Below are 25811 nucleotides of genomic sequence, written 5' to 3'. Positions count from 1 at the left end.
GCGGCCGTCCACCACGGACACCGGTCTACAGCGCGGCCAGCACCCGCCGGGTCGCGTGCCCCGCGATGTCCAGCATGAACTCCCGGTCCGGGAAGTCCCCGTCCAGCAGCCGCAGCGGGCCGGCCACGAGAGAGAGGTTCATCGCCAGGTCGTAGAGACGTAGCCGGTCGGGGTCGAGGTCGGGCGTCTCCAGCCACCGGTAGTCGGCGCCGAACCGGAGCCGGAGGAACACGTGCTCCCACTCGACGTCGAACCACATCAGGCCCTCGATGTCGATCAGCACCGGATCGCCGTCGTCGGCCACCAGCACGTGGTCGGGCCCCAGCTCGCCGTGCACGAGCCCGTACGCCCTGCGGGGCCGGACGGCCGCCGCCAGTTCCGTGAGCCGGCCGGCCACCCGGTCGCGCGCCGCGGCGATCCCCGCCACCCGCTCGGCGGCCTCCGCGAGGTGGCGGACCGCGCGGTCGAGCACGATCCGCGCGCAGTCGCCGTCCCGCGGGCCCGGCGCGGCGGGCCGGCCGATCCGGGTTCCCGCGGAGCCGCGCATCCGGTCCAGTGCTGTGGCCAGCTTCGCCATCGTCGGCCCGGCTGCGGCCGGGTCGCGCTCCAGCAGCGCCTGCAGGGTCGCGCCCCGGACGTCCTCGACGACGGCGACGTCGGCCGGGTAGTGGGCCCGGCTCCGGTCGAGGAGGTGCACGCTGGGCGTGCGGACGCCGAGGGCCGTCAGCTGGGCGTGGGCCGCCCCGAACAGGTCAGCGCCGGAGGCCTCGGCGAAGAGGTCCGCCGGGTCCTCGTCGGCGGCCGGCCAGTAGTTCTCGTCCGGGTGCCACACGTAGAGCACCACGGTGGACGCGTCGTCGAGGACGAGGCGGTAGACCCCTTTCTTGGAACCGCCGCGCAGGCGCAGCACCTCGCGCGCGTGTCTTCCCTGCCCGAGTGCCGCCCGGACCACCCCGGCCACGTGCTCCCGCTCGACGAACCCGCGCTCCATCGTCCCCCCGTGTCCACCGTGTGCCCCCAGCGTGGTCGCGCGGTGGCGGGTGGTCAAGGCCGCACCCTCGGGCCGGTGTCGGCCGTTGTTCCGGGTGGTGGACACAGTGGACGGGTGCGGGTACCCATTCGCCGGCCGGTGATACCAAGGGAACCTGTCGGGAATAGTACCAAAAATAGGCCTTCCACTGGATCCTGGCGATATCTAGCATCGGTCATACGTTGTGGCAGGTCAGCCGTCGAATCCTCGGGAGGAACCCGCCATGTCCGTACCCGGCCCCCACGGGGCACGCCGCGCCGGCCGGTCGTCGGCCGCCGTCGCCGTGGCCATGCTGGCCGGGTGCTGGGCCGCGCTGGGGCTCCCCGCGCCGGGCGGGGCGGACCCGCCGACCGGATGCCGCAATGGCTTCTACCTGGTCCGGGGCTCGACTCTGTTCCGCTACGACGAGAACGCCGGCGACCGGACCACGGTCGCCGTCCTGCCCGTTCCGGTGAACGCGCTCGGCTACGCCCCCGGCCAGGGCCTGTTCTACGGGGTCGGCGACTACCACGGCGGCTCGCACCTGGTCACGGTCAGCCCGGGCGGAACGGTCACCGACAAGGGGCCCGTGCCAGGCGGGCTGCGGGGCGCGTTCGCCGGCGCGGTCAGCGGGCGGACGTGGTACGTGCGCTCGGACGACGAGTTGTCCGTGGTGGACATCGCGCCGGGCAGTCCGACGTTCCTGAAGGTGACCGCGCGGATCGAGCTGTCCCGCGACGTGGAACTCGGCGACTTCGACGTCGACCCGGCCGACGGCGCGCTCTACGGCGTCGACACCGACCACGGACCCGGCCGGCTGACCAGGGTCGACCCGGCGACCGGGGACGTGACCTGGCTGCCCACCTCGCCGACGCTGCCCGGCGCCGGCAGCTACGGGGCCGTGGTGATCACCCCCGACGGCACCCTGCACGCGCTGAACAACGCGACCGGCCGGCTCTACCACGTCCGGCGGCCCGGCGGCCAGGTCACGTCGACCGCCGACGGGTCGGCCACCCAGCACGCCGACGCCGCGCGCTGCCCGCACGAGGATCCGCCGCAGCCGCCGACTCCGCCGGCTCCCACGGTCGCGCCGGTTCCGGCGCCCCCGGCGCCACCGCCGGCCCGGGTGCCGCCGTCCCCGCCGGTGGTCGAGCCGCCCGGCACGCCCCCGCCGCGCACGACGCCTCCCCCGGTGCCGACCCCGTCGCCGACCCGGTTCGTGGCCAGCGGGTACAAGCCGCCGCCGTTGCCCCCGGCGAAACTGCCGGTGACCTGGTTCGTCGTCGTCGCGATGCTCGTACCCGCCGTCATCGTCGCCGTGCGGGGCGCCGTCCGCATCCACAGGTAGGGAGACCCGATGTCCATGCTGTTCACCGGTACGGGGGTGATGGCCGCCGCCGCCGTGGTGTCGGTCCTCGGGTTCCTGCTCGTGTCGAGGTACGTGCCCGACCGGTGGTTGGTCGCCGACTCCAACGGGGCAGGCGCGCTGTACGCCACCATCGGGATGGTCTACGCGATCCTGATCGCCATCGCGGCCATCGCCGTGTGGGAGCCGCACACCGACGCCGGGCAGAGCACCGATCGCGAGGCGGCCGACATGGTGGAGGCGTACCGGTCGGCCGGTCAGCTGGCCGATCCCGACCGCACCGACATCCAGGCGCTGATCACGCGGTACACCCATGAGGTGGTCGACCGCGAGTGGTCGGCCCTCAGCGAGACCAGGGCCGCGGATCCCCGGACGGCCGCGACGTTCGAGGAGCTGCGGGTACGGGTCGAGAAGGTCGAGCCCGTCGGCGACCGGCAGCAGACGTACTTCCAGCAGCTGCTCGGCCGGGTGAACGACGCCGCCGACGCCCGCAGGACCCGGGTCGCCTCCGCCGACGAGGGCATGCCCGAGCCGCTGTGGCCGATCCTGATCCTCGGCGGGCTGGTCACCGTCGGGTTCCTGTACATGTTCGGGCTGGAGCGCACGTTCCCGAACGGGTTGATGATGGCCACCCTCGGGGCGATGGTCGCGCTGATGCTGTTCGTGCTGTACCAGGTGGAGTTCCCGTTCAGCCACGGGATGGCCGTGCAGCCGGGCGCGTTCGAGGACGCCCAGCGCCAACTCGGCCGGACGTGACGCCCCGCACGACGGCATCAACAGCCCGGCGGTCTGATATTCTCCGGGCATGGTCTCCCCACCCGGCTTCCAGCGGGCCCGCCGCCCCGAGCAGGTCGAGGCCCGCCGGTGCGCCATCCTGGACACGGCGCGCGCGATGCTCCGGGTCCGCCGGGTCGCCGACATCAGCCTGCGGGAGCTGAGCGACACCGTGGGGCTGGCGAAGTCGAACGTGCTGCGGTATTTCGACAGCCGCGAGGCCATCTTCCTCGAGGTGATGGACGAGAACTGGACGGCGTGGCTCGACGACGTGTCCACCGCTCTGACCTCGGCACCGGCGACTCCTGGCCCGTACGGCCGCGAGACCCGGGTCGCGACGGTGATCGCGGGTTCCCTCGTCGCCCAGCCGGGCTTCTGCGAGCTGGTCAGCGTCACGGCCGGCGTGCTGGAGAAGAACATCTCCGTCGACGTCGCGCGGACCTTCAAGACCCGGGCCGCCGCGCACACCTCCCGGCTCGCGGGGCTGGTCCGGGCGGAGGTGCCGCACCTGGACGACGTCGCGGCCGGGCACTTCGCGCACGCGGTGTTCATCCTGGTCGCGGGCCTGTGGCCGTACGCGGTGCCGACGGAGGCGGTGTCGGCCGTGATGGCGGAGATGCGGATGCCCCCGGCCGGGGAGCTGTTCGCCCGGGGGCTGACGGAGGGCCTGGTGAACCAGCTCGTGGGGCTGTCCGCGCGGGCGACGGCCGGTGCGGCCGTCACCGGCTAGGAGCGGCCGGACCGCCGCCGAGCCCCGAAGGCCCTGATCAGGCCGCGCGCAGCGTGAGCAGGGTGATCTCGCTCGGGGCGAAGATCCGCAGCGGCGGACCCCAGAATCCCGCTCCCCCGCTGGTGTAGAGCTGGGTGCGCTCCCCGTGCCGGCTCAGCCCGCGTACGGCCGGCTGGTCGAGGCGGACCAGCAGGTTGAACGGCCAGATCTGCCCGCCGTGGGTGTGCCCGGAGACCTGCAGGTCCACCCCCGCCGCCACGGCCTGCGGGATCTGCTTGGGCTGGTGGGCGACGAGCAGCACCGGCAGGTCGGGGTCCGCCCCGGCGACCGCCGCGGCCACGTTCGCGCCGTGGCCGGCGACGCCGGAGGACCGGGCGGTGGCGTCGTCCACGCCGGCCAGGACCAACTGGTCGCCGCCGCGTTCGACCAGCACGTGCCGGTTGTGCAGGGCGTCCCAGCCGAGGTGTTCCATGTGGTCGAGCCAGCCCTGGGCCTCGTCGGAGTACTCGTGGTTGCCCGTCACGTACACCCGGGCGAGGCGGCCCCGGATCGTGCCGAGCGGGGCGGCCTGGGCGCGTCGGCGGTCCACGGTGCCGTCGGCGATGTCCCCGGCGTGCACGACGATGTCGGGGTCGAGGGCGTTGACGGCGTCGGCGACCCCGGCGGACCACCGTGCCCGGTCGATCGGGCCGTAGTGGGTGTCGGCCAGGATCGCAACCGTGGTGCCGTCCAGGCCCTGGCCGAGCCTCGGCAGGGTGACGTCGACCCGGCGGATCCGGGGCACCCGCATCGCCTCGACGTGGCCCCAGGCGAGGAGGACCAGGGCGACGGCTGCGGTGCCGGCGGAGGTGATCCGGGACCGCAGCGGGTCCTCGACGCCGGCGAGGAGCAGGGCGAGCCGGGCGGCGTAGCCCAGGATCGCCCAGGTGAACAGCACCCAGATCACGCCGATCACGGTGTCGCCGAACCGGGCTGCGGCGTCGATCCGCCGGGGCCCGTGGCCGAGGACCATCGCGAACGGGAAGGCGACCAGCGTGCCGCCGAAGAGCAGGGTGCCGGCGACGACGACCGGGGTCGGCCAGTCGGCGCCGGACAGGACCAGCAGCCACCAGGGCACGCCGAACAGCAGGCCGAGGATCGCGAACGCCGGGACGAGCGCCAGCCAGCGGGGGCCCGACCGTCGGGTGCGCGTGGTGGCGGGACTCGACGGCAGGGCTTCGACGTCTGACATGCGTACCACGATAACGAACTGTTGGTCTATTAACAACGGCCCGGCGGTCTGTTCCCGAGGCGTGCGCACTGGATCTCCGAGGAATGCGCGAACGGCACCCTGGCACTCAACGAACGCGCATCGACCGTGCAGATATCGATCAGTTTCGAGCTGGTATTTACACCGGGCCGCGCGCTGTGCCACCCTCGTTTCCACCGCACTGAATCCACATACTTGGACGGCATCTGGAGGCCTGTCATGCGTCTGAGATCCTGGGTCGTTTCCGTGGCCCTGGCAGTCGGGGTGGCGCTACCCCCGGCGCTCCCGGCCGGGGCCGCGGAGTCCGTCGCGTTCCTCAGCCCGACCGGTTCGAGCCTGTCGGGCACCGTGGACGTCGCAGTCACCGCGCCGGTCGCGACCACGGCCGTGCGGTTCTCCCTCGACGGGATCGCGTTCGCGGAGGTGACCCGGCAGTACGCGATGGCGACCGGTGCCGCGCCCCGGTGGAGCACGGCGACCGACGCGTCGTGGTTTCCGGCCGGCGCGCACACCCTGAGGGCCGACGCGGTCACCCCGTCGGGCGTGGTCACCGGAACGAAGTCGGTGACGACCACCCGGCCCGCCGACCCGCCCGGGGTGAGCACCCTCAACGGGGCCTGGTCATTGGCCACCGAGGACGAGTTGCCGGCCGGGGCGCTGGACGGAAGCGCCCCGCCCGGCGCGCAGCCCGCCTTCTCCGAGGCGGCGATGACGACCGCCCTGGTGCCGGACTCCTACGGCGCGGTCCTCGACCGGTGGAACAGCGACACCGGCCACCGGGTGCTCTACCGCAAGGGGATCGACCTGGGGACGCTGGGCACCCCAAGGACGCACCTCGTGTTCGAGTCGTGCTTCTTCGCCTGCCGCTACTTTCTCAACGGCACCGAGGTCGGCACCTCCACCGGCGGCTACCTCCCGCAACGATTCGACGTCACGGCCGCGGCCCACGACGGGGTCAACACGGTCGCCGTCATCGTGGACAACCGCAAAGCCACGATCAACGCGTTCACCACCTCGCACCTGTACTGGCAGTGGGGCGGACTCCTGCAAGGCGTGCGCCTCGAACGGACCGCCGCGGTCGCGGTCACCAACATCACCGCCGAGGGCACCGCCGCCGGCGCGCTCACCCTGCGCGCCCAGGGCGTCAACACCGGCACCGTGACCCTGGGGATCCCGGCGAACCTCACGGTCGTCGAGCCCAGCGGCGCGACCGTCATCGACAGGACTGTGTGGTTCAACCTCCCAGCCGGCGGCGGCCAGGCGACGCCGCTGACCCTGACGGTGCCGAACCCAACACTGTGGAGCCCGGCGAACCCGGCCCGCTACACCGTGTCCGTCACCCCTGGTTCCGGCTACGGCCAACCGGTCACGCTGCGCCCCGGCTTCCGGGACGTGGCCGTCTCCGGCGCGGACGTCACCCTCAACGGCCAGGTGGTGTCGAACCTGCCCGGCTTCAACCGGCACGCCGACTTCCCCGGCCTGGGCCGCACCCAGCCCGACGGCCTCGCGGTGCGCGAACTCGACCAGCTGTACGCCAAGGGCTACCGGATCTTCCGCCCCGGGCACTACCCCACCACCCCGGCGATGCTGGACGAGGCCGACCGGCTCGGCATGCTCGTCATCGAGGAGGTGTCGATCCAGCAGATGAGCGGCACCGCGCTCGCCGGCACCGCCCTGCGGACGTTCGCCAAGGACCAGTTGTCCCGGATGGTCGACCGGGACCGGGGGCACCCGGGCGTCGTGGTCTGGTCCGTCGGCAACGAGAACGCCACGAACACCACCGACGGGGCGAACTACGTCGACACCCTGATCCGCCACGGCCGGGGCCTGGACCCGTCCCGGCTCTACACCGAGGTCAGCGCCTGGCACACGGCCGACAAGGCGTATCCGTACGAGGACGTGGTGCTCGCCAACGTCTACTACGGCTGGTACGACCACACCTTCGCCGACGTTCCCGGGCTGCTCGACGCGATCCAGTCCACGGCCGGGAACAAGCCGGTGATGGTCAGCGAGTACGGGGCCGAGGCCGTCGCCGGGCGGGCCGGGACCGGGAAGGGCACCGAGTACTACCAGGCGACGATGGTGGACGAGTACAACCGGCTGCTCGGACACCGGCCGCACACCCTGGGCCTGATGTACTGGACGTCGACCGAGTTCCAGTGCTCCCCCACTTGGAGCGGCGGGAACCCGGACCCGGTGCCGCCGTTCCACACCAAGGCGCTGCGGACCTGGTTCAGGGAGCCGAAGCTGGGGTGGAAGGTGGCGTTCGCGCCGGTCCGGATCCGGGAGCTGGCCACGTTTCCCGCGCCGCTCGCCGGGCCGGCGACGGTCACCGTGCCCGTGACGGTCGACGACATCGGCGGGCACGGCGCGAGCGGCACGCTCGTGGTCACCCCGCCGGACGGGTTCACGGCGGGGCCGGACCGGCCGTTCACCGTGCCCGCCGGCGGCTCCGTCACGGTGAACGTGACCGTGACCGGCGCGTTCGGGGGCGACGCCGCGCCCGGGCTGGTCCGGGCCGTGATCGACGCCGACACCGAGGCGCTGCCCCGCCAGCTCGTGCCGGCCCCGGCCGGTGCGACCCTCGCGCTGGACGCCGGCACCGACACCAGCCCGGTCACCGCCGGCTACCGACGGCTCGGCCCGTCGACCGCCTACACGACCACGCTCGGGTACGGCTGGACCGGGCCCGCCCCGCAGTCCCGGGACCGCACGGCCCCCGACGACCTGCGCCGCGACTTCGCCACCGACACCGCGCCGCGCACCCTGCGCGTGACGCTGCCGGCCGGGAGCCACACGGTGTACCTGCTGGTCGGGGACAACCAGTACGCGGCGGACCGGATGACCGTCGCCGAGGGCGGGGGGACGCTCGTGGACACGGGGGCGGCGTTACCGATCGGCACGTTCCGGTGGTACTCCACCACGCTGGCCGGCGGCACGCACGACCTGACGCTGACCGCCACGACCGCCGGCACCTACTGGAAACTCGGCGCGCTCGTCGCCTCCTGAGTCACCGATGGGGACCGGGATCCCGCCGTTTCCGGATCCAGCTGGCCGGCACGGGGACGCTCGGCCTCGCGGAGGTGAAGGTGCGGCCGTAGCGGTCGGCGCTGTGCCCGGGTCGCGGTGTCGACCCGGGCCGGTGGGTCAGGAGGCGGCCCAGGGGCCGGTGATGAACGTGCCGTCCGCCGCGAACGGCGACGAGTTCGGCACACACCCACCCAGGTCGATCGTCTGCGTCACCATCACCGGCGCCGGCCGACCGGCCCCGGGGCACAGCATGTGGTCGAACCCCAGGAAGTGCCCCACCTCATGGTTGATCACATTCGTCCGGTACTCCACGATCGGCACCGCGAACCCCGGCGCGCCCCGCAACCACCGCCGCAGATTGATCATGATCGTCTGGCCGTACCGGCACGAGTACACCCCCTGGGTGTCCATCCCCGCCGAACCACACAACCTGTCCACAGTATTCGGACTCGCCAACCGGATCCGGACACTGAAATCACTGCCACTGACCCGCTGAAACGACCACGACGCGTTCGTCAGCTTCTGCGCCGCATCGGTAATCGGCGCAGCCGCCGAACGGGTCCAACCATTCGGCGCCGAAAGGACCCGGTCCACCGTCGACGTGAAACTCGCCGCCGTCCACGCCGGCTCCGCGCCCCACACGATGCCGTCCTCGAGCTCGACCCGGTACTTCACCAGCGTCGTACCCGCACCCACCACGTCCGTACCACCGGCCGCCGTGCTGAACGTGCCCAGACCCTGCAACGGCACCCCATCGGCCACCGGCGGCGGAGCCGGCGCCTTCGGCACATCCGCACCCGCCGGCACCGGCTTCCTCAGTGTCACGCTGGGCTGCGGTTTCGGCTTCGCCGAGGCGCTGGGCGACGGCGTGGGCGACGGGGTCGGAGAGATGGACGGGGACGGCGTCCCGGCGGGAGCCGACGGCGTGGCGGGGCCGGGGGTGGCCGGTGCCGCGTGCGCGGTGGGCCCGCCGCACCCGCCGAGCGCGACGAGCAGGGCACACCCGGCCAGCAGGACCCGGGAACCCGACACCTTCATGGACATCCCGCCCCTCGGAGAACCGACCAGTACCCTAGCCGATCGGCTCCGCGGGAAACTATGGCCGGAAATGACCGCCCGCGTCCCTTTGGGACGGTGTGCCCCGTGCCCGGGTCGCGGTGTCGACCCGGGCACGGGGTGTCACGCCGCCAGCCGCCAGCTGGCCCCGCGCAGCACGTGGCGGGTACCCGACGCGCCGTGGCTCACGGCCCCGTCCCGGACCACCGGCTGCGGCCCGAGCGGCGTCTCGACGAGGAGTCCGGTCACCTCCACCGGCCGGCCGGTCGCCGGGCCCCACTCCGCCAGGCCCTCGACGTGCACCACCCAGCCGGCGTCCCCGAGAACGACGGCGCCCCGGTGCGCGTCGGCCGCCGTGCCGCGCAGGGTCACGGTCAGGCCGACTAGTTCGTCGAGGAACGCCATGCCGGCGCGGCCTTCCTGGCGAATGTCACGGAGTACACCTGCCGGTCGAAGTCGAGGAGCGGCCGGGAGTAGTACTTCAGTGTGCTCTGGTAGATCTCCATGCCGGGCTCGGCGTGGTTGGCGTGCCACCAGGAGCCGGTCGCCGGGTCGTACCAGCCGTAGTCGAAGTTCACGTAGCCCGGCTTCGCGCGGTAGTGGTAGGCGGACATGTCGACCTGGCCGCGGGCGTCGGGGCGGAACGCGCGGTCGGTCTCCGCCGCGGTCCAGGTCGAGTCCTGGCCGGAGTGGAACCGCTTCGAGAACACGACGGCCGCCCACTGGTCCGGGTCGCCGGCCGGCAGCGATTCCGTCACGTTGTCGAGGGTCGACAGCAACGGATCCGCGCCGACCCGGGCGGCGTAGTCGGTCCGGCCGGCGGCCCCGGCGAGGACGGCGTCGAGCGCGTCCCGCACGGCCGTCGCCTTCTCGAAGGTGCCGAACGACAGGCCGAGCGGCGGGTTGATGTTGCCCCGTTCGATGTTGACGGTCGTGACGCCGATGCAGCCCCGGGCGAGCGCGTCGCGTTCGCGGTCGGTCATCGCGCGGCCGTTGGCCGTGCGCCAGGCGGCGGCGTACCTGGCGATGGTCCAGGTCCGGGTCTTCTGGCCGACCGGCAGCGGGGTGGCCTCGGGGGCGACGGCGTCGAAGCGCGCGGCGCCCCGGACGGCGGACAGCGACGAGGGTACCCGGAGGCCGGCGACCGGCGTCCCCGAACGGTCGGCGGAGGTCGGTGGGGCCGCGTAGCCGGTGGTCGCCGCGAGGCCGACGGTCGCGCCGACCCCGAGGACGGCCGCCATCGTTATCCGTAAGAGCCTGTTCCGCACGCTTTTCTCCCTAGGGCGAAGTGGACACTCTGCGCGTTCCACACTCCTGGCACGCTAGGCCGGCGCTGCCTCGAATGTCACCCCCTGTGTGATTGTTGTCGCAGAGGGTACAGAGTGGACGTTCGGGGGGTGCGGCGGGTCGGAGATCGGCGACCGTCGCAGCAGGGTCAGGCCCGGTGCGCGGTGCGCGACCTCGTAGCCGTCCGGCGGCCGGACGTCCGGGTCGGTGGTGGCGATCCAGTCGGGGTGGACGCCGGGCGGGACTTCCGGGTGGCGGTACACCTGGCAGCGGGCCGTGAGTTGCGGGGCGAGCCGGTTGTCCGCTGCAACCACCGCGCCGTCCGGGATCCCGTCGAGCGCGGACCGGACGGCCGCGACGTGCGGGGGGACCCGCCAGGTGGCGGGGTGCGCCAGGCCGGCCAGGGGTTGGAAGGCCCCGATCGCGCACCCGAGGGCGCACGCCGCGACCGCGAGCCGGCCGGCCGGCGCGGGCCGCAACCGCGACAGCGCGTCGACGAGCGCGACGAACAGGACCGGCATCAGCACCGCGTCGTAGTGGAACCCGGTGCTCCAGTGGTTCGGGGTGCCCGACCACAGCCGCAGTGCCACGGTCGGCACGGCGACCAGGACCAGCGGGGAGCGCACGGCCAGGAACAGGGTCGGCGCGAGCAGCGCGAACAGCAGCCACTCCTTGGCGTCGAGGCCGGCGAGCGGGCGGCCGGCCGTGGCCGTGTAGGCGTAGTCGCCGGCCGGGTTGAACGCCGGGATCAGCACGAGGACGGTGAGCAGGGTCCCGGCGACGCCGGTGGCGACGAGCGCGCCACCGAGCAGGCGCTGCCGGAGCACCGGCGACACGCCGCCGGCCCGGAAGGCCCGCCACGTGTCGCGGACGTGCGTCCCACGGCACGCCAGGCAGATCCCGATCGCCGCCACCGTCAGGCCGAGGTCCTCCTTGACGAGGAGCAGCGGCAGGGCGAACAGCGCCGCGCGCCGCCACCGGCCGGTCGCCAGGGCATCGAGGCTGAAGGCGAGCAGCGGCACCGCGAACGCGATCTCGTGGAAGTCGAAGTCGACGGCCTGCTGCACGCCCCAGGACAGCCCGTAGGCGACGCCGAGCCCGAGGCCACGCCACCGGCCCACCACCATCACGGCCAGTCGGGTCACCGGCACGGCAGAGACGGCGAACAGCGCGGCCTGGGCGACGAGCAGCGTCAGCGGGCCGGGGAACAGCCGGTAGACGGGGGCCAGCAGCATCAGGACCGGGTGGAAGTGGTCGCCGAGCAGGTGGAAGCCGGGGCCCTTGAGTTCGGAGACGGGGGCGCGGCCCTCGGCGTACCCCCGAATTGCCTGTTCGAAGATGCCCAGGTCATAGCCGGTGGTGCGCATCCGGAGATGGTCTGTTACGGACAGTGCCGTGTATAGAACGAAGAGTGACGCAGCGAGCGCCCAGCGGCGGGTCATGCCGACGACCGTCGCCCGGCCGGGCTGAACCCGGCCTGAAGCAAGCTGAAGCGATCTTCAGGTGGTTCGGTGACGCTGTGCGACGATGGGTCCGATGCGCATTCTGGTGATCGAGGACGAACGCGCCCTGGCCGCGTCGCTGAGGCACGGCCTGATGGCCGAGGGTTTCGCCGTCGACGTGGCCCACGACGGGCTGACCGGACTGTCCCTGGCCCGGCTGCACGGCTACCGCGCGGTGATCTGCGACATCATGCTCCCCGGCCTCAACGGTTACCGGGTGTGCGCGGCCCTGCGGGCCGACGGCGTGGACACCCCGATCCTGATGCTCACAGCGAAGGACGGCGAGTACGACGAGGCCGAGGCCCTCGACACCGGCGCCGACGACTACCTGTCCAAGCCGTTCTCCTACGTGGTGCTCGTCGCCCGGCTGCGCGCCCTGATCCGGCGCGGCGGCGCGGCCCGGCCGACGGTCCTCACCGTGGGCGACCTGCGGATCGACCCGGCCGAGCGGCGCTGCCGGCGCGGGGACGCCGAGGTCGCGCTCACGGCCAAGGAGTTCGCGGTGCTGGCGTGCCTCGGCCGGCGGGCCGGCGAGGTCGTCACCAAGTCGGAGATCATCGACGAGGTGTGGGACCAGGCGTTCGACGGGGACGTCAACATCGTCGAGGTGTACGTCCGCGCCCTGCGCCGCAAGATGGACATCCCGTTCGGGGTACGCAGCATCGAGACCGTGCGCGGCGCCGGGTACCGGCTGGTGGCGGCCCGTGCCTAGCCCGGACACCGGCTCACGGGCCGGGGCCGGCCACTGGTGGCGGGCCGGCCGGTGGGGCCGGCGGTCGCGCGGTCCGTGGCACTGGCCGTTCCTGCGGCCCGACGGCCCCGCGATCCTGCGCCGGCTCGGCTCGGTCCGGTTCCGAGCGGCCCTCGCCTCGGCCGTGGCGGCGACGCTCGCCTTCGGACTCGGCGCGCTGTGGATGCGGTCGGAGATCTACGACAGCCGGATGGACTCGGCGACCCGGCAGGCCACCCTCACCGCGCAGGCCGTGATCAGCGACAGTTTCACCGACCCGGACGTGCCCCGGCCGACGCCGAACCGGTCCGACTGGGCGGTCGCGCTGCCCGACGGTCGGGTCGTGGTGGTCGACGGCGCGCTGAACCCCTACCTGCTGTCGGGCCGGATCACGCTGCCCGTCGTCGACGGTGACCTGTGGGCGGGCTGGAGCAACACGTTTACCCTGCACTCCCAGTCGCTGGACATGGGCGTCGCGCAGCCGTTCGACGACAAGGACGTCCGCTTCGCCGTCGTCGCGTCGGGGCCGGTCGACGCGGCGAGGATGAGGGCCCTGGCCGAGCGGTACGGCGTGCCGGCCGCCACGTACGGGGCGCAGGAGCACGTGCTGGCCTACGTCGCCGTGCTCCCCGACGAGGCCGAGGCCGCGGTGGCCGCCGTGGACCGGGCGCTGGCGGGGGCTGTACCCGTCGGGGTGTTGTTCGTGGCCCTGATGGCCTGGTTCGTCACGGGCCGGGCGCTGCGGCCGGTCGAGGAGATCCGGGAACGCCTCGCCCAGATCACCGGGCACGAACTGCACCGCAGGGTGCCGGTGCCGCCGTCCGGGGACGAGATCACCCGGCTGGCCGTCACGACCAACGCGACCCTCGACCGCCTCGAGGAGGCCGTCGCCCGGCAGCGCGGATTCGTGGCGGACGCCGCGCACGAGCTGCGCAGCCCCCTCGCGAGCCTGCGGACCGGCATGGAGGTCACCCTCGCCCATCCGGAGGGGGTGGACTGGCCGGCGGAGTTCGGCCGGACGCTGCACGAGGCCCGCCGGCTGGGCGGCCTGACCGACGACCTGCTGCTGCTCGCCCGCCTCGACCGCACCACCCCCGCCGGCCGCCCGACCGCGGGCCGGATCGCGCAGGACGGCGCCTCCGGCCCGGGCCGGCTCGCGCAGGACGGCATGTCCGGGAACCCCGACGGCCGCGCGTGGCGGCCCGTGGACCTCGCCGACCTGGCATGCGAACAGGTCGCCGAGCGCGGCTACCTGCATCCGGACGGGCCGCGCTTCGCGGCGCGGGCGGACGGCCCGGCCGTGGTCGCCGGCGACGAGTCGCACCTGAGCCGGCTGCTGCGCAACCTCCTGGACAACGCCGCCCGGCACGCCGCCACGGAGGTGGTCGTCACCGTGACCCGCGACGACGCCCGGGTGACGGTCGTGGTCGCCGACGACGGACCGGGCATCGCGCCGGCTGACCGGGAACGGATCTTCGAGCGGTTCACCCGGCTCGACGCCGCCCGCGACCGCGACTCCGGCGGCACCGGCCTGGGCCTGGCCATCGCACGCGACCTGGCCGCCCAGCACCGCGGCACCCTCCGCGCGACGGACAGCCCGCTCGGCGCGCGCTTCGAGCTGGACCTGCCCAGAAACCTCTGACGGTTACGGTGGGGCCTGACCCGGTCCGCGTCGGCGACTCCGGGCCGCACGGCACGCGCCCTGCGCCTGCACTCCCAGCGTGTCCCGGCGGGCCGGGAATCCTGGCGTGTGCCCCGACGGGTCGGGGAGTCCCGGCGTCAGCTGGGCACGAGTTCCGGGGCCGTCCGCCGCGCCCACCGCACCGCCGGCGGCACGGCGAACCCCGCCCCGGCGAACACCAGCCCGAACAGCAGCCACCCCGGCCAGCCCCACCCGACGACGACCGTGGTCAGGATCGCCGGCGCCACGACGCTGGCGAAGGAGAAGCTCATGTTGTAGAGCCCCTGGTACTGGCCCTGGGCGTGCTCCGGGGCCAGAGAGAAGGAGATGCCCCACCCGCCGGCCGCCTGCCGCAGCTCCCCGAGCACGTGCACGAACGCGCCCACGAGCAGCACCACGGCCGCGACCCAGGCCGGTTGCCCGGCGGCGAGCGCGTACAGCAGGCACGCGGCCAGCAGCAGCACCCCGGAGACCCGCTGCGCGCGGGCGCCGCCGGTCGCGTCGCCGGTCCCCCGGCTGGCCCGGACCTGGAACAGCACGACCACGACGGCGTTGAGGGCCGTGGCCGCGGCGACCACCCAGGCGGGCGCGTTGGTGCGGTTGACGACCCAGAGCGGCACGGCGATGTTGAGCATCCCGTAATGGATGCACAGCACGGCGTTGAGCAGGGTCACCGTGAGGAACGGTCGGTCGCGCAGGGCCACGAGCTGGGGGCCGTTGGCGGCGCGGGGCTGCGGCGGCACGGCCGGCACCCGCAGGTTGAGCAGCGCGGCCGTCAGGAACAGCGCGGAGTTGAGCACGATCACGGCTAGGTAGCCGCCGCGGGTGTCGTGCTGCAGCGCCCAGCCGGCGGGCAGCGCGCCGAGCACCCAGCCGACGTTGGTCACGGACCGCAGGTAGGCGCGGGTGCGGACCCGTTCCTCGGCCGGCACCGCCCCGGCGATCAGCGCGCCCCGGCTGGCGCCGAGCCCGGACTCCACGAGCGACACCGCGCCGGCGACCACGACGAAAGCCACGAAACCATGCGCCATGGTGTACCCGAGGAGGACCACCGCCTGGAGGCAGCCCAGCGCGATCGTCACCGCGCGCGGCCCGACCCGGTCGGCGAGGTAGCCGGCCGGCACCCCGGCGAACAGGCCGATCACGGCCGCGATGGTCATGCCGAGCCCCACCTGGCTGGCGCTCAGGCCGACCGACCGGGAGAAGAACACCACGCTGATCGTGATGAACGTGCCCCGCCCGATCGACGCGACGAGCGAACTCGTCGTCAACGCCAGCAGGGCCGGCGAGCCCGGGGTCAGCGAACGCAGCAAGTTGATCAAGCGTGGCGGCATCGCCAGAGGCTATCGGACCAGCCGCCCCCGACGCCGCCCGAGGTCACGTCGAGTGACCCTTGTTATGTTCGTAACAATTCAAGGGTACCGATGTCTTGTGTTGGTCTTCGGGGTCTGTTTGTCTACGGCCAGCCGTGTTAACGGCCCCCGAACACGAGGAGCCCTCATGAGACGTGTAACAGGGACGGTCGGACTGGTCCTGGCCCTGGTCGCCGGGGCGGTGACGCTGGGTGCACAGCCGTCGGCCGCGACCCCCGGCGCGCCGTCGGCGGCCGGCACCACGCTGGCCGCCGCACCGAACATCGACGTGAACAACGTCAAGGCCCACCTGCAACAGCTGCAGACCATCGCGACCAACAACGGCGGCAACCGGGCGACCGGCACCGGCGGCCACACCGCCTCCGTGTCCTACGTGCAGCAGAAGCTGCAGGCGGCCGGGTACACCGTCACGCTGCAGACCTGCACGAGCTGCAACGGCTCGGCGAAGAACGTGATCGCCGACTGGCCGGGCGGCAACACCGCCAACACCTACATGTTCGGCGGCCACCTCGACAGCGTGAGCGCCGGCCCCGGCATCAACGACGACGGCTCCGGCTCGGCGTCGCTGCTGGAGGTCGCCCTGGCCCTGGCCGCGGCGAACCCGACCATGACCAACCACGTCCGGTTCGCCTGGTGGGCCGGCGAGGAGCAGGGCCTGATCGGCTCGGCGTTCTACGTCAACTCGTTGACGTCGACCCAGAAGAGCGCCATCAAGGCGTACGGCACGTTCGACATGATCGCCTCCACGAACGCCGGGTACTTCGTCACCGGCACCGACGCTGTCGCGGTGAAGCTGCGGGAGTACTTCGTGTCGATCAGCGTGCCGACCGAGACGTCCACCGAGTGCTGCTCGGACGACGGCTCGTTCCGCGACGCCGGCATCCCCGCGTCGATCAACTCGACCGGCGCCGGCCGCACCAAGACCAGCGCGCAGGTCACCAAGTGGGGCGGCACCGCCGGCGCGGCGTACGACTCCTGCTACCACAAGGCCTGCGACTCCTACCCCTCGAACATCAACACCACCTCCCTGGACCGGTACGCCGACGCCGAGGCGTACGCCGTGTGGGCCCTCGCGGTCGGTTCGGCCCCCGCCGACGACTACGCGATGTCGCTGAGCCCGACGTCCGGCGCCGTGAACCCGGGCGGCTCCACGACGACGACCCTGAGCACGTCGACCACCTCCGGCAACCCGCAGACCGTGAACCTGACGGCCTCCGGCGCGCCGGCCGGGGTGACCGTGGCATTCAACCCGTCCTCGGTGACCTCGGGCGGATCGTCGACCGTGACGATCTCGACCACGGCCTCGGCCGCGCCGGGGACCTACACATTGACGATCTCCGGGTCGGGGACGGTCACGCACACGGTGACCTACGCGCTGACGGTCAACGGCACCGGGACCTGCTCCAGCCCGGGGCAGAAGATCGCCAACCCGGGCTTCGAGTCCGGCGCGGCGTCGTGGACGGCGACGTCCGGGGTGATCGGGGCGAACACCGGCAACGGCTCGCCGCGCACCGGCACCCAGGACGCCTGGCTCGACGGGTACGGCTCGGCGCACACCGACACCCTGTCCCAGTCGGTCACCCTGCCGGCCGGGTGCGCGAGTTACACCCTGTCGTTCTACCTGAAGATCAGCACGGCGGAGACGAGCACCACGGTGCAGTACGACAAGCTGACCGTGCAGGTCGGGACGGCCACCCTGGCCACGTACTCGAACCTGAACGTCGCCGGGTACACCCTGCGCTCCTTCGACGTGGCGGCCTACGCCGGCCAGACGGTCACGCTGAAGTTCACCGGGGTGGAGGACTCCTCGCTGCAGACGTCCTTCGTCATCGACGACACCGCGCTGACGGTGTCCTGAGTGAACGCGCCGCGGGGCCTCGTCCAGGCCCCGCGGCGGTCCCGCTCCGGTCAGCTGCCGCGCACCTCGACGGTGTAGAGGGAGTAGCCGTAGGTGGTGCCCCGGGTGACGCCCTGCATGCGGACGTAGCGGGCCGTGGTCGGCGTGAAGGTGACGTCGTCGACGCCGCCGTTCTCGCCGCGCCGGGCCGAGACCGTCGTCCAGGTCGTGCCGTTGGCCGACACCTGCAGGTCATAGTCCTTGCCGTAGGCGGCCTCCCAGGTCAGTACGACCCGGCCCACCGTCTTGGACGCGCCCAGGTCGACCTGGAACCATTCGCCGTTGGTGTAGGCGCTGGACCAGCGGGTCGCCGGGTCGCCGTCGATCGCCTTGGCTGCAGGGAAGTTCGCCGTCTCCTGGGAGGACGCGCTGGCCGTGCCGCCCCGGGCCAGATCGGTGGCGTCCGCGAGCACCTCGAACCGGAACAGGGAGTAGCCGAAGGTGGTGCCGCGCGCGATGCCCTGCATCCGGACGTAGCGGGCGGCGACGGACGTGAGTGCGATGGTGTCCACGCCCGCCGTGGTCCGGCCCCGGCGTTGGGCGACGGTCGTCCAGGTGGTGCCGTCGGGTGAGACCTGCAGGTCGTAGTCCTTGCCGTAGGCGCCCTCCCAGTCCAGGACGACGTTCCCGATCGACTTCGTGGCGCCGAGGTCGACCTGGATCCACTGGTTGTCGCTGTAGGTGCTCGCCCACCGGGTGGACTGTTCGCCGTCGGTGGCGAAGACCGGCGCCAGGCCGGAGGTCTCCTGCGACGACGCGGTGGTCGGCTTGCCGAGTGCCAGGTCGTTGGGGTTAACGACCGGTCGGATGTAGGCGACGCCCGGGCCCATGCCCACCGCCGTCACCCGGGCGACGAACGCGCCGTAGTCGGTGCCGGACCTCGTGCCGGACCACTCCTTCTGGGCGAGGACGGCGAAGGACTTCTTCACGAGTCCGTGCACGTCGAGTTCGGTGTAGGTGGCGTGCACCAGGTCGTTCCACACCGCCGGCATCGCGCCCTTGAGGCGGGCGTGCTGGGCCGGCACCGTCTGGTCGGCGAACACGTTGGGTTCCCAGCTGCTGTACAGCCACGCGCCGTCGAGGCCCTGCGGGTGGTAGTAGGTCGCGAACGGGACGACGTAGAGGTTGGAGTCGTTGGAGTTGATGACGTCGTAGCCGTCGTCGATGGCGTTCTGGCCGGAGTAGTAGCCGTTGTTCCAGCTGTTGATCGTGATGTCGCGGTCGGAGCCGGTGGCGCCGCCGGGGAACGAGTTGAAGTCGCCCCAGATCCGGACCTGCTTGCCGAGGGACCGGATGTGGCCGGCCATCGTGTTGATGTAGGTCCGTTGAAGACCCTTGTCCCCGGGGTACTCGTCGGCGCCCATGTGCAGCGCCGGCCCCTTGAACCACGGCGCGAACTCGGAGTACACGCTCTTCATGTAGTCGGTGGTCGCGGCCTTGCTCAGGTCCAGGTTGTCGGAGTTGCCGCCGTTGAGGCCGAGCTCGGGGTGCGCCTTGACGAACGCGCGGGCGTGTCCCGGGGCGTCGATCTCGGGCACCAGGGTCACGGCGTGCGCGGCGGCGGTGGCCTCGAAGGAGTCCCAGTCGGCCCGGGTGTAGGAGCCGTCGGTGGCCGCGAGCCCGGAGAAGGTGGGGTTGGTGCTCTTCAGCCGGAACGCCGAGTAGGCCTTCGTCCAGTCGCCGTTGGGCGCCTGGATCTCGTTGTCGTTGAGGTGCAGCTGGAACGTGTTGAGCTTCAGCCACCCCATCCACTTGATGTACGACTGGATGAACTCCGGCGTGAAGTAGCGCCGGCCCACGTCGAGCATGAAGCCGCGCACCGCGTAGTTCGGGTAGTCCACGGCCGAGCCGAGCGCGACCGTGGTGCCCCGGACCAGGATCTGGAGCAGGGAACGGGTGCCGTAGTACAGGCCGGTGTCGCTGGCCCCGGTGACGGTCACCCCGGTCGCCGTGGTGTCCAGCCGGTAGGCCTCGGGCTTCAGGGTGGCCAGGACCCCGCCGTAGGAGGCGTTCGGGTCGACCTTCAGGGTGATGTCGCCCTGGGCCGGGCCGCCGGTGGCCGTGGTCAGGCGCAGCGGGGTCAGCTCGGTGACCTCGGCGACGAGTTGGGTGGCGAGCTGGCCGACGCGCGGGGCCGCGCCCGCGGGTACCACGATGCGGCTGGACGAGGTGAGCTGGAGCGATCCGGTGCCGGCGGTCCACTCCTGCAGCGCGGGAACGACGTCCGGCGCGGGGTTCGCCGCTGCGGCCGGCGGCGCGCCGACCGTGAGAGCCGCGACGACGGCCAGCGCGGCCACCGCCGCCGCCCGGGAATACCTGTGGGATCTCATGAGGCGCTCCTAGCTGTTCAGCCCGGGGCGGTCAGGCACCCGTGCCGTCGTCGGTGGATCCGTGATGTGGCTCCCCGTGGTCCCGATCCGCGTTGACAGGGACGTGTTCTCCCGCCACCCGACCTGGTCGGGTGTGCGCCGTTCGTGGTGGTGGTGGTGCTCTACGCCGCCGTCATACGGCGACCCCGGCCGCGTTCTGGGAGCTGCCCGGCATCGTGAGCATCACGCCGAACTCCTGGCAGATCGCGTGCGCCGTCGCGCCGATGACGACGCTGTGCTCGCCGAGGGTGGAGAACCGCAGGGTCACCGGCGCGAAGCCGGGCATCACCCGCAGTGCCAGGGCCTCGTTCGTCTCGCGCAGCAACGCCGGTCCGACCGGGTCGCCGACCAGCGGCCCGCCGGCGACGAAGTCCGTGACGTCCAGGGTGGCGGCCAACATGGACAGCAGCCGGGCCAGTTCCCTGGCCCCGCGGCGGATCCGTTCGCCCAGGGCGCGCGCCTCGCCGTCGTCCGCGCCGCCGAGGAACCGCTCCACGACCGCCGGGGACGCGTCACCGACCATGACCGGCAGGGTGGCCACCGTCTCCAGACAGCCGACGAGGCCGCACCGGCAGCGCAGCGACGTGCCGATGTCGAGGTGGCCGATCTCGCCGCTGCGGAACTCGCGGCCCTCGTAGAGCCGGCCGTCGAGGACGATGCCCGCGCCGATGCCGGTGCCGATCCAGATCAGCACGACGCTGACGCCCCACTGGGTGGACAGCGCGACCTCGGACAGGGCCACGGCGTTCGCGTCGTTGACCACATGGACGGGCACGTCACCGCAGCGCTGCGACAGGTCCCTGCCGAACGGGAGCATGTGCCAGTTGTAGTTGACCGCCTCGCGGATGGTCCCGTCGCCGGTGACGATGCCCGGCACCGCGACGCCGATCGCCGTGATCGCGCCGGCCCGCTCCGGGGTCAGCCGGTGCACCGCCGAGGCGGCCACCGCGATCGTGTCGTCGCCCGGGAAGTGCGGGATGGTGACGGTCTGCTCGGCGCGGCCGGTCAGGGTGAACCTGCTGGCCGTGATCTGCCGGCGGCCGACGTGCACGCCGACGAACCGGTGGTGGTCGCGGTCGAGTTCCAGGAGCATCCGCGGCTTGCCGCCCCGCGAGCCGCCGAGGCCGGACTCGCGGACCAGGCGGCGCTCGATCAGGCTGGCCACGATGTCGGACACGGTGGCCGCCGGCAGCCCCGTCTCCCGGACGATGTCGGTCCTGGCGACCTGGCCGTCGCCCACCGCGACGCTCTGCAGGACCAGCACGTCGTTGCGGGCCCGCAGCGAACGCTTCGTGCCCTTCTGCGCCGACCGTAGCTGCGTCACCGCGACCCCACTTCGTTCATTCACCGTCGTTACTTCTCCGAAGGCAGACGTTATGACTCCGGTCGATGGTGCGCAAGAGGTCCCGGGGAACGGGTTTCCGCGGGATCGCCCATGGTGTCGGAGGTGGGTACGAATCGGCCCGGAACTACGGCCGGACAGTGAAGAAAGTGGGCTCCCGCCAGCCGGCGACGGCCGGTCGCGGCCTGCGGCGTGGCGGGGGCGGCCAGGTGCGACGGGGTCCGGCACCGGTGCGGCCGGATCCGGTGGGCCAGGTTCGTCGGCGGTGTCGCACCCGGTCGGTAGGCTCCGGCCATGAGTTCCGCGCCCACGCCCCCCGGCGGCCTCCAGGTAGCCGTCCTGTCGACAATGACCGAGGAAGAACACGGCGGCCACGCCGTGGTGCTGCTGCACGGCTGGGGCGCGCCCGGCGACGACATGGTTCCGCTCGGCCGGGCGCTGATCCGGCCGGGGACCAGGGTGTTCGCGCCGGCGGGGCCGCTGCCGGAGTTCGGCGACGGCCGGGCCTGGTGGCGTCTGGGTCCCGACGAGCGCCCGGCGTGGGCCTGGGACGACCAGCCGCCGGCCGACCACCGGCCGAACCAGCTCGTGACAGCGGCCCGGGAGGCGGTGCTCGCGCTGCTGGCGACGGTCCGGGAGCAATTCGTGCCCGACACCGTGTCCCTCGCCGGCTTCTCGCAGGGCGCGATGCTCGCCCTCGATGTGGGCCTGCTGGCAGAGGCCGGGGTCGACCGGGTGGCCGCGCTGTCCGGGGTGGTCCTCGCCGACTCCCTCGCCGCGCTGCACGCGCCCGGGCCGCGCCGGCCCCGCTTTCTCGTCGCGCACGGCCGCCATGACGAGCAGGTGCCGTTTGCCGGCGGCGAGCAGGCCCACGACCTGCTGGTCCGGCACGGCTACGACGTGGCGTGGCGCCCCTTCGACGGCGGCCACGACATCCCCGGCCAGATCGTGACGGCGCTCGACACGTTCCTGTTCGACGACCCGCCGACCCGGGACTGACGCGCGTACGGGAAAGGTTCGGGTCGACACCGTCGCCGTGCCGCCGGGGACCTCGGCCGCGGGCGGACGGTGATTCTTCGGCATGCGTCGGACACCGCGGACGCGTTTACCGGAAAGCCCCGGGAAATGACCGTCGAACTGACGCCCGGCGTTCATATCGGCGTGCGTATATATCGACCTCGATTAGCGTGGAGAATTGAACACCGAGTCAATTTCGGACCAATGGCAATGAATCGCGGGCACGCCTTTCGTCATATGTGGAGTGTGCGCGCACAATTCTGACATCTGGCTGTCCGACATGGACCTGCGACCGAGTTGAGACGGTCAGAACATGGCGATTTTTCGACACCGGTGAGATATTGAGAACTGATGAATGACGCCCGGGCACCATGCGTGGTGCCGGGCAGGCAACCCATGATTCGAACAAAGTTGGCGGCCAGACTGCTGTTCTGAATCGTCCGAACGGACGAGAATCGACCACCGCACGGTGCGTGGCAGCACCGTGCAAAACGTTTCCCAGCCGTCCGCGGGTGTCGGGGCACCACTCGCAAAAGTGGTGGATGGCGGGAAGCGTGTCCCAACTCGACGATAGCGAGGATGCTGCGTTGTTGGACATAGTCCTACTCGGACCGGTGGAGGTCCGGACAAACGGGAGTGGCGTGGCGCTCGCTCCCCTGGAACGGAATCTGCTGACGATCCTCGCGTTGTCCGCGCGCACGGTGCTGTCCACTGAGCGGATCATCGACGGCCTGTGGGGCGACCGGCCGCCGGCCGCGCCGCGCTCCCGGGTGCAGGGGCTCGTGTCGACCCTGCGCCGCAAGCTGGGCGACGTGCTCGTCACCCGGCACCCCGGATACGTGCTCGACCTCGCGCCCGACGCCTGCGATCTCGGCCGCTGCGAGGACCTGGCCCGGCGCGCGCGCTCGGCCGGCAGCCCGGCGGAGACCGCCGACCTGCTGGGCCGGGCCCTCGGGCTATGGCGGGGCGAGCCGCTCGACGGGGTCAACGCCCCCGGTGCCGACGCCGACCGGGCCCGGCTCACCGAGCTGCGGGTCGGGCTGCTCGAGGAACGCTTCGAGGCCGGGCTGGGGCTCGGCGCGCACACGGAGCTCGTCGCGGAGCTGACCGCCGCCGTGGCCGCCCACCCGCTGCGGGAACGGCTGGCCGGTCAGCTGATGCTCGCGCTGTACCGGTGCAACCGGCAGGCGGACGCGCTGCGGGCATACCAGGCGCTCCGTGAGCAGCTCGCGGAGGAGCTCGGCGCGGACCCGTGCTCGGATCTGCGGGACCTGCACGCGACGATCCTGCGCGGCGGCCAGGTCGCGGGGGCCGGGCCGGGCAGGGAGCGGGCCGTCCTCGACGGTTCCGCCGAGCACGCCCCGGCCGGCGAGGTGGCGCGGGTCGAGCCGTCCCGGGTCGTCGAGGAGCACCGCCCGGCGCAGATGCCGGCGAGTGTCGGGCACTTCACCGGCCGGCGGGCCGACCTGGGCGAGCTGACGGCCGCGTTGCCGGGGCCGGACGACGAGCCCCGGGTGCTCGTGGTGTCCGGGGCCGGCGGCCTGGGCAAGACCGCGCTGGTGGTCCGCTGGGCGCACTCCGTGGCCGACCGGTTCCCCGACGGCCAGATCTTCGTGGACCTGCGCGGCGGCGGGCAGGCCGAGGCGTTGTCGCCCGGCACGGCGCTGGGCGCTGTGCTGCTGGCGCTCGGGGTGGCCGTGGAGCAGTTGCCGGTCAGTTCCGAGGAACGGGCGACGTTGTACCGGACCCTGGTGCACGACCGCCGGGTCCTGCTCGTCGCCGACGACGTGGGCTCCGTGGCCCAGTTGCTGCCGCTGGTGCCCCCGACCCCGGGCAGCCTGGTCGTGGCCACCAGTCGCCGGCGGCTGACCGCGCTCACCGCGCACCACGCGGTGCGCACGCTGGCCATCGAGCCACTGGACCCGGGGGCGGCGTACGAGCTGCTGTGCGGGATCGTCGGGCCCGAGCGGCTGCGCGGCGAGGACGCCACCGAGGTGGTGGAGCTGTGCGGCGGCTGGCCGCTGGCGCTGCGGCTGGCCGGGGCGACCCTGGCCGCCCGGTCCCGGCAGACGCTGAGTTCGTTCGCCGACGAGCTGCGCGAGCGGGTGGACGTGCTGTCCGTCGCCGACGACCCGCGCACCGTGCGCGCGGCGCTGGCAGACGCGCACGACAGCCTGGGTCCGGCGGCCGGGCGGTTGTTCGCCCAGCTGGGCCTCGTACCCGGCTCGTCGGTGTGTCTGCAGCTCGCCGCGGCGGCGGCCGGCACGTCCGTGCTGCGGGCCCGCGGCCTGCTCGACGAGCTGATCTCGGCGAACCTGGTGGTGGAGACCGGCCCGGACCGGTACTGGTTCCACGACATGATCTGGCGGTACGCACGGCGGTGCGGCGCGGCGCTCACCGATCGCGCGGTCGTGGAGGACCGCGTCATCCGGTGGTACCTGGCCGTGTACGACGGGGTCGCCCGCCGGGTCACCCCCGACGCCGACTGGCCCCCGGTGTCCGGCCCGGTGGAGTGGCTGCCGTTCGAGTCCGACGCCGACGCCGACCGGTTCGCCGCCGCGGAGAGCCCGAACCTACCGGGCGTGCTGCGCTGGGTCGCCGCGCACGGCAACCCGGGGCTGGCCTGGCATCTGGCGGCCCTGACCTACGCCGCCGACGCCGGGCTGCCGCCGGAGGCCTGCGAGCTGGGCCTGGCCGCGGCGCTGGCCCTGGACGACCGGCACGCCGCCGGTGAGGCGCACGCCCAGCTCGGCGCGGTCCTGCTCCGCGATCCGCTCCGGCTGGACGAGGCCGACGGGCACCTGACCCTGGCCGCCGAGCTGCTCGAACCGGGCGACGGCCGGCTGGCGTGCACCGCGTCGTTCGGCCTGGGCGCGCTGCGGGCCCGGCAGGGCAGGAACACCGAGGCCCGGGCCGCGTTGGAGAGCGGGCTGCGGTTCCTGGACCCGGGCCGCGACCCGCTGTCGTACGCGATCATGCTGCTCGGCTACGCGGAGGTGCTGGTCCGTTCCGGGGCCGTCGACCGGGGACAGGAGCGCTTCGCCCAGGCGATGATCCTGTGCCAGGCGACCCTGGGCAGCCAGGGTGACCGGTTCGGGCAGTTCGACCGGGGGCGGGTGTACCTCAACCAGCAGCTCGCCGACGCGTACCTGGACTTCCTGGGCCGTTCGCTCGACGCGCCCCGGGTCACCGGGCCGGACCGCCGGCTGGCCAGGACCCTGGTCGACATCAGCCTCGCGCTGCGGTCGCGGGAGCCGGTCAACCGGGACGTGGTGTTCCCCCAGCAGCGGCAGAAGCGCTGGCTGGACGAGCGCTACATGTCGCTGCCCAGGGTGGACGCGGCGGACTCGTACCGGATCTGAAGTGGATCTGTGGGGCCGGTTGGCACGCTCGGGGACA

At 72.8% G+C, this 25811-nt stretch carries 18 protein-coding genes; 9 read left to right on the top strand and 9 right to left on the bottom strand.

What is annotated here, in order from left to right:
• Window positions 1–25 precede the first annotated feature (25 nt).
• Window positions 26–1048: a phosphotransferase family protein gene (locus IW245_RS04885; RefSeq protein WP_231398665.1), complete on the bottom strand. Its 1023-nt coding sequence runs from the start codon at window positions 1046–1048 to the stop codon at window positions 26–28.
• A gap of 205 nt (window positions 1049–1253) precedes the next feature.
• On the opposite strand from IW245_RS04885, the gene IW245_RS04880 reads away from it, so the two are divergent.
• From IW245_RS04880 to IW245_RS04870, 3 genes are read left to right on the top strand one after another with little or no spacing between them, the layout of a single operon-like run.
• The gene (locus tag IW245_RS04880; protein WP_197002000.1) at window positions 1254–2357 is read left to right on the top strand and encodes a DUF6923 family protein; all 1104 of its coding nucleotides are present in this window, start codon (window positions 1254–1256) and stop codon (window positions 2355–2357) included.
• Window positions 2358–2366: 9 nt separating this feature from the next.
• Window positions 2367–3131, top strand: coding sequence for a bestrophin-like domain (locus IW245_RS04875; protein ID WP_197001999.1), 765 nt, complete (start codon window positions 2367–2369; stop codon window positions 3129–3131).
• A gap of 49 nt (window positions 3132–3180) precedes the next feature.
• Window positions 3181–3879: a TetR/AcrR family transcriptional regulator gene (locus tag IW245_RS04870; protein WP_197001998.1), complete on the top strand. Its 699-nt coding sequence runs from the start codon at window positions 3181–3183 to the stop codon at window positions 3877–3879.
• Window positions 3880–3916: 37 nt separating this feature from the next.
• Here the strand turns inward: IW245_RS04870 and IW245_RS04865 are convergent, their stop codons facing one another.
• Window positions 3917–5110: a metallophosphoesterase gene (locus IW245_RS04865; RefSeq protein ID WP_197001997.1), complete on the bottom strand. Its 1194-nt coding sequence runs from the start codon at window positions 5108–5110 to the stop codon at window positions 3917–3919.
• Window positions 5111–5347: 237 nt separating this feature from the next.
• Here IW245_RS04865 and IW245_RS04860 point away from each other — a divergent pair, with 237 nt between their 5' ends.
• Window positions 5348–8137, top strand: coding sequence for a glycoside hydrolase family 2 protein (locus IW245_RS04860; protein WP_197001996.1), 2790 nt, complete (start codon window positions 5348–5350; stop codon window positions 8135–8137).
• 138 nt (window positions 8138–8275) lie between these two features.
• Here the strand turns inward: IW245_RS04860 and IW245_RS04855 are convergent, their stop codons facing one another.
• The 4 genes from IW245_RS04855 to IW245_RS04840 form a co-directional block, all read right to left on the bottom strand.
• Window positions 8276–9202 carry a DUF3152 domain-containing protein gene (locus IW245_RS04855; RefSeq protein WP_197001995.1) on the bottom strand — a complete coding sequence of 309 codons (927 nt, stop codon included), beginning with the start codon at window positions 9200–9202 and terminating at the stop codon, window positions 8276–8278.
• A gap of 135 nt (window positions 9203–9337) precedes the next feature.
• Entirely contained in the window at window positions 9338–9619 is a 282-nt protein-coding gene (locus tag IW245_RS04850) for a hypothetical protein (protein WP_197001994.1), read from the bottom strand.
• Window positions 9598–10482: a hypothetical protein gene (locus IW245_RS04845; RefSeq protein ID WP_197001993.1), complete on the bottom strand. Its 885-nt coding sequence runs from the start codon at window positions 10480–10482 to the stop codon at window positions 9598–9600. Before IW245_RS04845 ends, IW245_RS04850 begins: the two co-directional genes overlap by 22 nt.
• Before the next feature lie 54 nt (window positions 10483–10536).
• Complete coding sequence (locus tag IW245_RS04840) at window positions 10537–11868, bottom strand: DUF2079 domain-containing protein (RefSeq protein WP_197001992.1); 1332 nt, start codon at window positions 11866–11868, stop codon at window positions 10537–10539.
• A 169-nt stretch (window positions 11869–12037) separates the two neighbouring features.
• On the opposite strand from IW245_RS04840, the gene IW245_RS04835 reads away from it, so the two are divergent.
• Window positions 12038–12715: a response regulator transcription factor gene (locus IW245_RS04835; RefSeq protein ID WP_197001991.1), complete on the top strand. Its 678-nt coding sequence runs from the start codon at window positions 12038–12040 to the stop codon at window positions 12713–12715.
• Window positions 12708–14375, top strand: a complete 1668-nt coding sequence (locus IW245_RS42040; protein ID WP_197001990.1) for a sensor histidine kinase — start codon at window positions 12708–12710, stop codon at window positions 14373–14375. The genes IW245_RS04835 and IW245_RS42040 overlap by 8 nt, the downstream gene beginning before the upstream one ends.
• 137 nt (window positions 14376–14512) lie before the next feature.
• Here the strand turns inward: IW245_RS42040 and IW245_RS04825 are convergent, their stop codons facing one another.
• Window positions 14513–15748 (bottom strand): MFS transporter, encoded by a 1236-nt coding sequence (locus tag IW245_RS04825; RefSeq protein ID WP_197001989.1) that lies wholly within the window; start codon window positions 15746–15748, stop codon window positions 14513–14515.
• A 166-nt stretch (window positions 15749–15914) separates the two neighbouring features.
• Here IW245_RS04825 and IW245_RS04820 point away from each other — a divergent pair, with 166 nt between their 5' ends.
• The gene (locus IW245_RS04820; RefSeq protein WP_197001988.1) at window positions 15915–17645 is read left to right on the top strand and encodes a M28 family peptidase; all 1731 of its coding nucleotides are present in this window, start codon (window positions 15915–15917) and stop codon (window positions 17643–17645) included.
• A 50-nt stretch (window positions 17646–17695) separates the two neighbouring features.
• Here IW245_RS04820 and IW245_RS04815 read toward each other — a convergent pair whose 3' ends face one another.
• Both IW245_RS04815 and IW245_RS04810 read right to left on the bottom strand, forming a co-directional pair.
• On the bottom strand, window positions 17696–20014 hold the full coding sequence (locus IW245_RS04815; RefSeq protein WP_197001987.1) for a glycoside hydrolase family 20 protein: 2319 nt from the start codon (window positions 20012–20014) through the stop codon (window positions 17696–17698).
• Between the two features lie 172 nt (window positions 20015–20186).
• Window positions 20187–21377: an ROK family transcriptional regulator gene (locus IW245_RS04810; RefSeq protein ID WP_197001986.1), complete on the bottom strand. Its 1191-nt coding sequence runs from the start codon at window positions 21375–21377 to the stop codon at window positions 20187–20189.
• 312 nt (window positions 21378–21689) lie between these two features.
• On the opposite strand from IW245_RS04810, the gene IW245_RS04805 reads away from it, so the two are divergent.
• Both IW245_RS04805 and IW245_RS04800 read left to right on the top strand, forming a co-directional pair.
• Complete coding sequence (locus IW245_RS04805) at window positions 21690–22394, top strand: alpha/beta hydrolase (RefSeq protein ID WP_197001985.1); 705 nt, start codon at window positions 21690–21692, stop codon at window positions 22392–22394.
• A gap of 659 nt (window positions 22395–23053) precedes the next feature.
• The gene (locus IW245_RS04800) at window positions 23054–25774 is read left to right on the top strand and encodes an AfsR/SARP family transcriptional regulator (protein ID WP_197001984.1); all 2721 of its coding nucleotides are present in this window, start codon (window positions 23054–23056) and stop codon (window positions 25772–25774) included.
• Window positions 25775–25811 lie beyond the last annotated feature (37 nt).

This window comes from Longispora fulva (assembly GCF_015751905.1).
GTDB lineage: Bacteria > Actinomycetota > Actinomycetes > Mycobacteriales > Micromonosporaceae > Longispora > Longispora fulva.
The sequence above is the reverse complement of the archived record's forward strand: the minus strand, read 5'-3'. Positions and strand labels throughout refer to the sequence as shown.

Excerpts from the sequence above, each read along its gene's own strand:
- IW245_RS04860 (WP_197001996.1), top strand. The coding sequence starts at position 5,348 with ATGCGTCTGAGATCCTGGGTCGTTTCCGTGGCCCTGGCAGTCGGGGTG.
- IW245_RS04815 (WP_197001987.1), bottom strand. The coding sequence starts at position 20,014 with ATGAGATCCCACAGGTATTCCCGGGCGGCGGCGGTGGCCGCGCTGGCC.
- IW245_RS04875 (WP_197001999.1), top strand. The coding sequence starts at position 2,367 with ATGTCCATGCTGTTCACCGGTACGGGGGTGATGGCCGCCGCCGCCGTG.
- IW245_RS04880 (WP_197002000.1), top strand. The coding sequence starts at position 1,254 with ATGTCCGTACCCGGCCCCCACGGGGCACGCCGCGCCGGCCGGTCGTCG.
- IW245_RS04820 (WP_197001988.1), top strand. The coding sequence starts at position 15,915 with ATGAGACGTGTAACAGGGACGGTCGGACTGGTCCTGGCCCTGGTCGCC.
- IW245_RS04870 (WP_197001998.1), top strand. The coding sequence starts at position 3,181 with ATGGTCTCCCCACCCGGCTTCCAGCGGGCCCGCCGCCCCGAGCAGGTC.
- IW245_RS04840 (WP_197001992.1), bottom strand. The coding sequence starts at position 11,868 with ATGCGCACCACCGGCTATGACCTGGGCATCTTCGAACAGGCAATTCGG.
- IW245_RS04850 (WP_197001994.1), bottom strand. The coding sequence starts at position 9,619 with ATGGCGTTCCTCGACGAACTAGTCGGCCTGACCGTGACCCTGCGCGGC.
- IW245_RS04825 (WP_197001989.1), bottom strand. The coding sequence starts at position 15,748 with ATGCCGCCACGCTTGATCAACTTGCTGCGTTCGCTGACCCCGGGCTCG.
- IW245_RS04865 (WP_197001997.1), bottom strand. The coding sequence starts at position 5,110 with ATGTCAGACGTCGAAGCCCTGCCGTCGAGTCCCGCCACCACGCGCACC.
- IW245_RS04855 (WP_197001995.1), bottom strand. The coding sequence starts at position 9,202 with ATGTCCATGAAGGTGTCGGGTTCCCGGGTCCTGCTGGCCGGGTGTGCC.
- IW245_RS04805 (WP_197001985.1), top strand. The coding sequence starts at position 21,690 with ATGAGTTCCGCGCCCACGCCCCCCGGCGGCCTCCAGGTAGCCGTCCTG.
- IW245_RS04835 (WP_197001991.1), top strand. The coding sequence starts at position 12,038 with ATGCGCATTCTGGTGATCGAGGACGAACGCGCCCTGGCCGCGTCGCTG.